This is a genomic window from Halomonas sp. BC04 (assembly GCF_000568385.1).
Window position 1 is genome coordinate 1 of sequence record NZ_AZQX01000138.1, and the last position, 10,228, is coordinate 10,228.

A 10,228-nucleotide genomic window follows, 5' to 3' on the forward strand; every position below is an offset into this window, starting at 1 on the left:
GGCCCGATGCATACGGCCTCGTCAGCCAGGCGCACGTGCATCAGTTCACGGTCTGCCTTGGAGTGAACGGCTACGGTCTTGATGCCCAGCTCCTTGCAGGCACGCAGGATACGCAGTGCGATCTCGCCGCGGTTGGCGATGAGAACCTTGTCCAGCATGATGGAGTCCGCCAGTTCTGGGTGAAAGATCAGGAGATGACGAGCATCGGCTGGTCGAATTCAACGGGCTCGCCGTCCTCGACCAGAATCGCCTCGATCACGCCGTCACGATCGGCTTCGATCTGGTTCATCATCTTCATGGCTTCGACGATACAAACGGTCTCGCCTTTCTTGACGCTGGAGCCGAGCTCAACGAAGGGCTTGGACCCCGGCGCCGGGCTGCGGTAGAAGGTGCCGACCATGGGTGAGGTCAAGGCGTGGCCCTGATACGGGGTTGGTGTCTCGGCAGCCGGCTCCGGTGACGGTGACGCGGCGGCCGGCGCGGGCTGTGGCGCACCGTACTGGGGGGGCATGTGGGGCTGCGGCCAGCTCACGCCATTGGGATGACGGCTGATGCGGACAGACTCTTCGCCTTCCTGAATCTCGATTTCGCTGATATTGGATTCTTCGAGCAGCTCGATCAGCTTCTTGACCTTGCGGATGTCCATGACTCTGTCTCGATCGGTGAGTAGGTGACAGGTGGCCGGGGCGCTGTTAACCCAAGCCAACTTTCGATAGATCCCGGCAAGATGTTGAATATTGCCGACGCTATCGGCCTTGATAAGTGTTGTTGGCGGAGTGTGCCTAAAATCGCGAGCGATGTCCAGCGAGAGGGAACGGTGTTCGCCATCCCGCTGGAGAGGTGCACTACGGTCGTGCGCATGAGATAGGCGAGGTGCTGTTCAGCTGCGCTGGCCAAGCCAGTCGAGGACGCTCTCCAGGTGGGAAGCAAAATCGTTGGCCCGTACCTCACCCTGGATGCGAGCCTCACGAATCTCTTCACCCTGATCGAAGAACATCAAGCTGGGCGGGCCGAACAGGCCAAAGTGGTCCAGCAATTCTCGGGACGATTCGCCGCTGCGGGTCACGTCGACGTTGATGCGGGCGAACTGCGACAATGGCTCGGCCACCTGAGGGGCGGGATAGACCTGGCGCTCCATCTGTTTGCAGGAGATACACCAGTCGGCAGTGAAGTGGACGAAGGTGGGCATGGCCTGTTCGGCGTTGCGCAGCAGGGCGGCCTCCAGTGTGCCCAGGTCTTCGACAGTGGTTATCTCGAGGTCCTGCTGGGCGCCGCCGGTCTGGGCCAGCGGCGGGGCCAGGGGGCGAAGCGGATCATGGCCCCCACGTGCTGCACCGATCACCAGGGCGATGCCCCAGGCGAGTAGCAGCAGACCCGCGGCCTGGCGGACCCGTGGCCAGCCCTGGGCGAGGTTGAGGGAGAGCGCGCCAAGGGCCAGGGCGCTGCCGATGGCGAGGGCGGCCCAGAGGAGCAGGGTGACCGGAGGCGGCAGCAAGCGTTCCACCAGCCAGATCGCCACCCCGAGCAGCAGTATGCCGAAGAGCATCTTGACGCCGTTCATCCAGGCACCGGTGCGTGGCAGTGCGGTTGCRCCGAAGGTGCCGACCAGCAGCAGCGGCACCCCCATGCCCAGGCCCAGCGCGAGCAGGGCGGTGCCTCCCATGGCGGCGTCTCCGGTGGTGGAAATGAACACCAGGGCGCCGGCCAACGGTGCCGAGACGCAGGGTGAGACAACCAGCACCGAGAGTGAGCCCGCGCCGGCCAGGCCCAGAGGGCCACTGCGCTGGGCGCGAGCCTGCCAGGCATCGACGCGCCCGGCCAGCCGAGGGGGCAGGCGCAGATCGAAGGTGCCGAACATGGCCAGGGCGAAGAGGGTGAAGAGAGCGGCAAAGACGATCAGGACCGGGGCCGACTGCAGGTGGGCCTGGAGGTTGAGGCCGGCGCCGAACAGGCCCATCAGCACGCCGACCGCGGCGTAGGTCAGCGACATGCCGCCGACATAACTGGCCGACAGGACAAAGGCACGGGGTCGGGTCGGGTTCTGGCCCACGATGATCGAAGAGAGAATCGGCACCATCGGCAGTACGCAGGGCGTGAAGGTCAGCGCCAGGCCGGCAAGGAAGAACAGGCCGAGGGCCAGCGGAAGGCTGGCGTTACTGATCAGGGCATTGAAGCGGCCGTCTGCGCTCTGAGGTGGCTGCAGCGTCCCGGCTGCGTTCGTTGCGCGATTCGTATCGCTGGGGCTTTCACCGCCGTCACGCCAGCCCGCGAAGGCGGCAGGCATGTTGCGTTCCGGTGCCTGCAGGTCGACCTGCTCCGGTGGGTAACAGAGCCCGGCGTCGGCGCAGCCCTGAAATCGGACCGTGATCTCCAGCGGGCCGGCGGTGCCACCTTCGATGGGGGCTTCGAAGACGACCTTTTCATAGAAGACGTAGACGTCGCCAAGGAATTCGTCGCTCTTGAATTCGCCCGGCGGTATTTCTGGTTCACCCAGCTCGGGACCGGCGTTGCGGCTTTCGACATCCAGCTGATGCCGATAGAGGTAATATCCCTCGGCGTTCTCGAAGCCGATGTAGAGCGTCTCGCCGTCATGCCACGCACTGGGTTGAAAGGCCTCCATGACCGGCAGGAAGTCACCCTGGTTGCTCGATGAGGACGAGAACCACTGCGCATGGGCCATTGCCGGCAACCACAAGAGCAGCAGCAGGACGAACCATCGAGCGGGGTAGCGGTTAGGCAACGCAGTCATCCTTTTCCAGGTCAGATCATTCCAGGCCAGGCCGGGCGCCAGTGAGACGTCATATCGACGCTTGGCGTTCCCGCGCTGGCGGCGCATGAGGCGCGATGGAAAGTCGCTCCGCCAGAATAACTCACGTCGGTACAGCATTTGAACTGTAGCGGACCCGTTAGGCTGCGTTTGTTTGTCGCACGATAGCCCCAGTCAGGCCATCCCTCGGGTAAAGGCAGGTCTGGGGCAGTCGATAAGGTTGCGGCAGATTAAGGTTGCGGCAAGTGCAGGGAGCGTAACACCGCGGGCCGCCCAATGGGCGGCCCGCGATCTTATCCGGGGAGGAATCCGTGTCAGGCTTTTTCGTAGGCGGCTACGGCTTTTTCGATGGCCTTGCGTGCGGCATCGGCACCTTCCCAGGACTCCACCTTGACCCATTTACCCTTCTCGAGATCCTTGTAGTTCTCGAAGAAGTGGGCGATCTGCTGGCGCAGCAGCTCGGGCAGGTCGGTGACCTCATGCACGTCGTCATACAGGGTGCTCAGCTTGGCATGGGGCACGCAGACCAGCTTGGCATCTTCGCCGGCTTCATCGGTCATGTTCAGTATGCCCACCGGGCGTGCGCGGATGATGCTGCCTGCCTGGACCGGCACGGGAGTGACTACCAGGGCGTCGAGGGGGTCGCCGTCGTCGGCCAGGGTGTGCGGGATGAAGCCGTAGTTGGCCGGGTAGAACATCGGGGTGGCCATGAAACGGTCGACCAGCAGCGTGCCCATTTCCTTGTCGATTTCGTACTTGACCGGAGTGTGGTGGGCAGGAATCTCGATCGCCACATAGACATCATTGGGGAGGTCTTTGCCGGCAGGGATGTTGTCGAAGTTCATCGTCGCTTCCTTGGTTTGGCGAAAATGCTTTGGCGAAAATGCGAGTGGCCCGAAATGCGGCGCATTATACGGAGCTGGAGAGGGGATTACCAATGCGACATAGGTGATGGATTGGCTTCCTCCGGCGGGCTTGGGCTTTGGTTGACAGGCTTGGCCCCTGACAAGCGTGTATGATGGCATGCGCAAGTCGCAGTCCGGGCGATCGACGGCAGCATCTGGCAAAAACATCGTGCAAGCGGCAAATCGTGAGGAGCGTGCCTTGGTACCTACCCAGCTGTCACTGAATGTCGGTCAGGCTTTCGTGGCCCCGGATCGACGTCGCCACCGCAGCTCCATGTCGGTTCGTATTCCCGACGAGGTTGGCCAGCTCACGGCGAAGGGCGCCTGCGCCCTGATCAGCGATACCAGTTCGCGCAATGCCATCGCCAAGCAGGCGGGCGATCTCAGCGTGCGTGGCTTTCTTGCCGACTACTTTTCCACGCCCGATCATTGGGACGTCAAGACGTCGGCGACCCGCGTGCTGCGTGCCCTCAACGGCTGGTGCTACAGTCAGAGTACCTTCGTCGAGGATGGGAGTTACGTCTCGTCGCTTTCGGCCATGGTCTTTCGGGCTCGTGAGGCCCACCTGTTCCATATGGGCGATACGTTGGTCTTTCGCCTGCGTGGTGCGGAATTCGAGCAGCTTTCGCGGGACCACATTACCGATCTGGGGGGGTATCGCTACCCATCGAGGGCTATGGGGCTGGATGGCAGCATCGATATCGATTACCTGCAGCTTCCCCTCAAGCAGGGCGATATCTTCCTGTTCACGACCCAGGCGGTACGGGGCACGCTGATGCCGTCGGACTATGTCCAGCTGATTCGAGAGGACGCCAGCGATCTCGATGCCGCCTGTGAACGGCTGGCCAGCGCGGCGCGTGACCGCGCTCAGGCCCGGGGGTATGGCGCCGATCAGTTCTGCTTCCAGCTGGTGCGTATCGATCAACTGCCGGAGGAGGGGGGCGACCATCCCGGGCGTATCTATGGCGACCTGCCGGTCCCCCCTGAGCTGTCGCCCGGCGAACGAATCGATGGCCTGGAGATCCAGGAAGTGCTGTCGCGTAACGCCCAGTCGCGGGTTTATCGAGTGCGTGACACACGCACCGAACGCGAGATGGTGATGAAGGCCCCGAGTCCGGAGCTCTCCAACCGCAACGCCTATCTCGAACACTTCCTGCTGCAGCAATGGGTGGTGGAGCGGGTCAAGTCACCCTTCGTGGCTCGTGTCATGGAGCCTTCCCGCCCGCGACGTTATCTCTACTACCTCATGGTCTATGTCGACGGCATGACCCTGACCGACTGGGCCAGGCGCCACCCACAGGCCAGCCTGGCGCAGCGGCTGGATATCGCGGTTCAACTGGGCAAGGCGGTGCAGGCGCTCCACCATCGTGACTTGCTGCATCAGCGCATTCATCCCGACAATGTCCTCATCGATATCCACGGGCAGGTCGTACTGACCGATTTCAGTGCCTGCCACATGCGCGACCTGGAGGGGCATCGCCGCTCCCGCGAGCTGGCGCGTCAACTCGGGCTCAGCGAACACAACGCACCGGAGTATGCGCTGGATGACAGTGTGGGTCGGCGCAGCGATCAATACTCCCTGGCTTCCACCGTCTACTGGCTGTTGACCGACAAGCTGCCCTACGAGCTGGCCCCGAATCAGCTGCGGGGGCATACCGACCTGGAGCAGCTGAGCTATCGCAGTGCTCGATTGTTCAATCCGGAGGTCACGCTTGAGCTGGACGACACCCTGCGTCGGGCGCTGGACCCGCAGCGCCCGCTGCGCTTCCGGCGCATGTCGGAGTTGCTCTATGCGCTGCGTCACCATGGCGGTAAGGGGAGGAAAGTCGTGAAATCCTCTCGCCTGCTACGCGAACCGGCAAATTTCTGGCAGGGTATCGCCGCAATCCTGCTGCTGCTGCTGGTGTTGTCCTGGCTGCTGCGTTAGGCCTGGCTCAGCGGACGACGGGCCGGCCATGTCTGGCCGGTCCGTTTGAAGTTCACTCCATGCTGTCGCTGGCATAGGCCGTGTCGAAGGCCGTTCACTCACGACAATACGGCACGCCTTTCACAGCTTGAACGCCTCCAGCTTGCGTTCGACCTTGGCCAGCTTGAGGCGGGCGACCTTGGGCAAGCCGTTTTCAAAGGGGGGATAATCCTCGCCCTGGATCAGTGGCAAGAGGTACTGGCGACATGCATCGGTGATACCGAAGCCATCCTCGCGGATGTATTCAGCGGGCATGAACTTCTCGCGGTTGGCCACCTCGGCCAACGGTGCGGCTTCGATGCGCCACTCGTAGGGTGTCTCGCTGACGCGCTTGATGGCCGGCATCATCGAGTTCTTGCCTTCAATGGCCAGCTCAACCGCCTTCTCGCCGACCGCATAGGCCTGCTCGACATCGGTCCTCGAGGCCAGGTGGCGGGCGGCTCGCTGCAGGTAGTCGGCCACGGCCCAGTGGTACTTGTAGCCCAGGTCCTGCTTGACCATGCCCGCCAGGGTAGGCGCCACCCCGCCCAGCTGGCGATGGCCGAAGGCGTCGGTATTGCCCGAGTCGGCGAGGAAAGTGCCATCCTCATAGCGTGCGCCCTCGGAAACCACGATCACACAGTAGCCATACTTCTGCACCGCCTCTTCCACCCGGTCCATGACCCTGGCGCGATCGAATGCCACCTCGGGAAAGATCACCAGGTGGGGAGGCTCGCCTTCCCCGTTACCGGCAAGCGCCCCGGCAGCGGCGATCCAGCCGGCATGGCGGCCCATGACCTCGAGCACGAAGACCTTGGTGGAGGTGGCGCACATGGAGGCGATATCCAGCGAGGCCTCCAGTGTCGAGGTGGCGATGTACTTGGCCACGCTGCCGAATCCCGGCGAGTTGTCGGTGATCGGCAGGTCATTGTCGACGGTCTTGGGCACGTGAATCGCGGTCAAGGGGTAGCCGAGCTTTTCGGAGAGCTGGGAGACCTTGAGGCAGGTGTCGGCGCTGTCGCCGCCGCCGTTATAGAAGAAGTAGCGGATGTCGTGGGCGCGGAAGACCTCGATCAGCCGCTCGTACTGGGTGCGGTGAGTCTCGATATCCTTGAGCTTGTAGCGACAGGAGCCGAAGGCGCCGCCGGGGGTATGGCGCAGGGCGGTAATGGTCTCGTCGCTCTCCTGGCTGACATCGATCAGGTCCTCGGTCAGGGCGCCGATGATGCCGTTGTGTCCGGCATAGACCTTGCCGATGCGGTCGGGGTGACGCTTGCAGGCTTCGATCACTCCGCAGGCGCTGGCGTTGATCACGGCGGTGACACCGCCAGACTGGGCATAGAAGGCGTTATGCTGGGCCATGGGGCTTGCGTGCTCCTGGTCTCGTGCGAGGAAGGGTCCGTTTCATGCTTCACGAAAAGGCGAATTATTCTAGACGAAAGTCAGCATGGCTGCACGCCGCTGGAGGCGCGTCGGCGGGCCGTGCTAGTCTGCCGACTCTTTCTGCGTAGGGCGCTGGCGCCCATTTTCCTGTCGATAAGGTCGGATTCTGATGCACCTTCATATTCTCGGCATCTGTGGCACGTTCATGGGCAGTCTGGCGCTGTTGGCGAGGGAGCTGGGTTTCCAGGTCAGTGGCTCGGATACCAATGTCTATCCACCCATGAGCACCCAACTGGAGGAGGCGGGCATCGAGCTGCGTGAGGGGTATGATGCGGCCAACCTCATGCCTCGCCCGGATCTGGTGATCGTCGGCAACGCCCTCTCCCGCGGTAACCCGGAGGTGGAGGCGTTGCTCAACCAGGGGCTGCCCTACGTGTCCGGCCCCCAGTGGGTGGCGGAACATGTCCTCCCCGGGCGGCGGGTCATTGCCGTGGCCGGCACCCATGGCAAGACCACGACGGCGAGCCTGTTGGCCTGGCTGCTGGAGTCCGCCGGCCTGGCGCCGGGGTTCCTCATCGGCGGGGTGCCGCGCAACTTCAATGTTTCTGCCCGCCTCGGGGCAGCGGATGCGCCTTTCGTGGTCGAGGCCGACGAATACGATACCGCCTTCTTCGACAAGCGCTCCAAGTTCGTCCACTACCGCCCCGAGATCGCTATCCTCGGCAATCTGGAGTTCGACCATGCGGATATCTTCGAGGACCTTGCCGCCATCGAGCGGCAGTTCCATCACCTGGTAAGAACCGTACCTGGTCGCGGCAGGCTGCTGGTGGCCGATGACGAGCCCGCCCTCGACCGCGTACTGGCACAGGGCTGCTGGACCCCGGTCGTGCGAATGGGTGAGGAGCCAATGAGTCCCTGGCGGTTCGCGCTGGAGCGCGACGATGCGAGTCGCTTCCGGGTGATCCACCAGCAGGCGGAAACCGATGAGGATGCCGTGGTCGACTGGTCACTGACGGGCATCCATAACGCACGCAATGCCCTGGCGGCGCTGGCAGCGGCACATGCGTGCGGCGTCGACCTGGCCAGGGGCTGTGCGGCGCTGGCACGCTTCGAGACGCCCCGCCGCCGGCAGGAGGTGCGTGGCGAGATTGCCGGTATCCAGGTCATCGATGATTTCGCTCACCATCCCACGGCGATCGCGACAACCCTTGAGGGGCTGCGTGCGGCGACGACCCGGGGACGGCTGCTGGCGGTGATCGAGCCGCGCTCAAACACCATGCGCCTGGGAACCCTGAGCGACAGGCTGGCAGCAAGCGTCGCCGCTGCCGACCAGAGTTTCTGGTATCAACCTGCCGGCTTCGACTGGTCACTGGAGCCGGTACTGGCAGCCATCGTGGAGCCGGCTCATCTGGTCACGGATATCGACGCGCTGGTCGCAGCGCTGGTGGCCGAAGCCAGGCCGCTGGATCGTATCGTTGTGATGTCCAACGGCGGATTCGGCGGCATCCATGAAAAGCTGCTGGCGGCCCTGGAGGTGGCTCATGGCTGAGGCGGGTGGCGGCTTCAAGGCGCCGGTCACCGTTGCCATTACCGGCGCATCGGGAGCCCAGTACGGGCTGCGCCTGATAGAGGCGCTGGTGGCAGCGGAGCATGAGGTGTGGGTGATGGTTTCCAAGGCAGCACACCTGGTGATCGCTACCGAGACCGATCGGGAATTGCCGGCTCGGCCCGAGCGTCTGGCCCAGGCGCTGAGCGAGCGGTGCGCCGCGGCGCCAGGTCAGATTCGCTGCTTTGGGCGCGAGGACTGGATGGCGCCGGTGGCTTCCGGCTCCGGTGCCGCGTCGGCCATGGTGATCTGCCCCTGCTCCACGGGAACGCTGTCGGCCGTGGCCACCGGGGCCAGCAACAACCTGATCGAGCGGGCCGCCGACGTGGCGCTCAAGGAGCGTCGCACGCTGGTTCTGGTGCCCCGCGAGACACCACTGTCGGCGATCCATCTCGAGCACATGCTGGCACTGTCGCGGCTCGGGGCGGTGATACTGCCCGCCGCGCCGGGGTTCTACCATCGGCCACAAGGCATCGACGACCTGGTCGATTTCATCGTCGCCCGAATCCTCAATCAGCTCGGCATCGACCACAGGTTGATGCCCCGCTGGGGGGAAGCGGAAGGCGGTGGCCCGCGTGGAATAGGTGATGGAGAGCACGCTTGATCAAGCTGTCGATCCTGTCGGTCTTCATCCCGACCTTCCTGTTCGTGTCGCTGACTCCCGGCATGTGCATGACGCTTGCCATGGTCCTGGGAATGACCCAGGGGGTGAAGCGCACCCTGTGGATGATGGCCGGCGAGCTGGTGGGCGTGGGTCTGGTGGCCGCCGCGGCTGGTGTCGGCGTTGCCGCGCTGATGCTGCGCCAGCCGGAGCTCTTTGCCCTGTTCAAGTGGGTGGGGGGTGCCTATCTCGGTTATCTGGGCGTGATGATGTGGCGGTCCCGGGGCCGCATGGCGGTCCCTCTCGAAAACGTCGACCTGCCCCCGGCCTCCCGTGGTCAGCTGGCGCTGCAGGGTTTCGTCACCGCGGTAGCGAACCCCAAGGGCTGGGCCTTCTTCGTGGCACTTCTGCCGCCCTTCCTCGATGCCTCCCGGGCCCTGCCGGGCCAGCTGGCCGTTCTGATCGGGGTGATTCTCACCATCGAGTTCCTCAGCCTGCTGCTGTATGCCGCGGGAGGGCGAGGTTTGCGTCGTGCGCTTGGCGAGAGCGGCAATGTGAGGCTGCTCAATCGTATCGCCGGCACGCTGATGGTCGGCGTCGGCCTTTGGCTGGCGCTGGGCTGAACCGCGCGCCCACACTCAAGGCAGGTTAAAACTACCTGATTACGCATAAGACTCAGCAGGCGTCTGGTGGAGAAAGCAGCTGTCGGAGCGCTCGGTTCGGCGCTCCGAGTCCCCATCGCGACTGGCGCCGCCAGGCGCCCGACGGAGGCCGCAGCGTCAGTGGTAGCCGTCAACCTTGGCAACACCGCCGGGAGGCCTGCGGCCTCCAGTCGCCGATGCGTCGGACCGGAGCTGAAGCTTCCTCCGACAGCGGCGTGGTGTCGTGGCAGGAAAAGACAGCTGTAGGAGCGCTGCTCTGCATCGCGACTGGCGCCGCCAGGCGCCTCGGCGGAGGCTGAAAGGTTGGTTGTCGTCGCGAATACGGGCAACACCGCCGGAAGGCCTGCGGCCTCCAGTCG

At 64.1% G+C, this 10,228-nt stretch carries 9 protein-coding genes; 4 read left to right on the forward strand and 5 right to left on the reverse strand.

Going from position 1 to position 10,228, the window contains the following annotated elements; genetic code table 11:
• The 4 genes from Q427_RS29980 to ppa all read right to left on the reverse strand — a co-directional run.
• Positions 1–158: biotin carboxylase N-terminal domain-containing protein (locus Q427_RS29980; RefSeq protein ID WP_331280595.1), on the reverse strand; the 158-nt coding region annotated here is incomplete at its 3' end.
• A 29-nt stretch (positions 159–187) separates the two neighbouring features.
• Complete coding sequence (gene accB / locus Q427_RS09625) at positions 188–646, reverse strand: acetyl-CoA carboxylase biotin carboxyl carrier protein (RefSeq protein ID WP_043513348.1); 459 nt, start codon at positions 644–646, stop codon at positions 188–190.
• A gap of 234 nt (positions 647–880) precedes the next feature.
• A complete protein-coding gene (gene dsbD, locus Q427_RS09630; RefSeq protein WP_043513360.1) occupies positions 881–2,749 on the reverse strand; it encodes a protein-disulfide reductase DsbD in 1,869 nt (622 codons plus the stop codon).
• A gap of 332 nt (positions 2,750–3,081) precedes the next feature.
• Positions 3,082–3,612 carry an inorganic diphosphatase gene (gene ppa, locus Q427_RS09635; RefSeq protein WP_043513350.1) on the reverse strand — a complete coding sequence of 177 codons (531 nt, stop codon included), beginning with the start codon at positions 3,610–3,612 and terminating at the stop codon, positions 3,082–3,084.
• A 334-nt stretch (positions 3,613–3,946) separates the two neighbouring features.
• Here ppa and Q427_RS09640 point away from each other — a divergent pair, with 334 nt between their 5' ends.
• Positions 3,947–5,599, forward strand: coding sequence for a protein kinase domain-containing protein (locus tag Q427_RS09640; RefSeq protein WP_442905474.1), 1,653 nt, complete (start codon positions 3,947–3,949; stop codon positions 5,597–5,599).
• A gap of 120 nt (positions 5,600–5,719) precedes the next feature.
• Here the strand turns inward: Q427_RS09640 and Q427_RS09645 are convergent, their stop codons facing one another.
• Positions 5,720–6,979 (reverse strand): 6-phosphofructokinase, encoded by a 1,260-nt coding sequence (locus Q427_RS09645; RefSeq protein ID WP_043513354.1) that lies wholly within the window; start codon positions 6,977–6,979, stop codon positions 5,720–5,722.
• Positions 6,980–7,169: 190 nt separating this feature from the next.
• Here Q427_RS09645 and mpl point away from each other — a divergent pair, with 190 nt between their 5' ends.
• From mpl to Q427_RS09660, 3 genes are read left to right on the forward strand one after another with little or no spacing between them, the layout of a single operon-like run.
• A complete protein-coding gene (mpl, locus tag Q427_RS09650) occupies positions 7,170–8,549 on the forward strand; it encodes a UDP-N-acetylmuramate:L-alanyl-gamma-D-glutamyl-meso-diaminopimelate ligase (RefSeq protein WP_043513356.1) in 1,380 nt (459 codons plus the stop codon).
• Positions 8,542–9,210: a flavin prenyltransferase UbiX gene (locus tag Q427_RS09655; protein ID WP_051496263.1), complete on the forward strand. Its 669-nt coding sequence runs from the start codon at positions 8,542–8,544 to the stop codon at positions 9,208–9,210. The genes mpl and Q427_RS09655 overlap by 8 nt, the downstream gene beginning before the upstream one ends.
• A complete protein-coding gene (locus tag Q427_RS09660) occupies positions 9,207–9,830 on the forward strand; it encodes a LysE family translocator (protein ID WP_043513358.1) in 624 nt (207 codons plus the stop codon). The genes Q427_RS09655 and Q427_RS09660 overlap by 4 nt, the downstream gene beginning before the upstream one ends.
• The last annotated feature ends 398 nt before the right edge of the window (positions 9,831–10,228 follow it).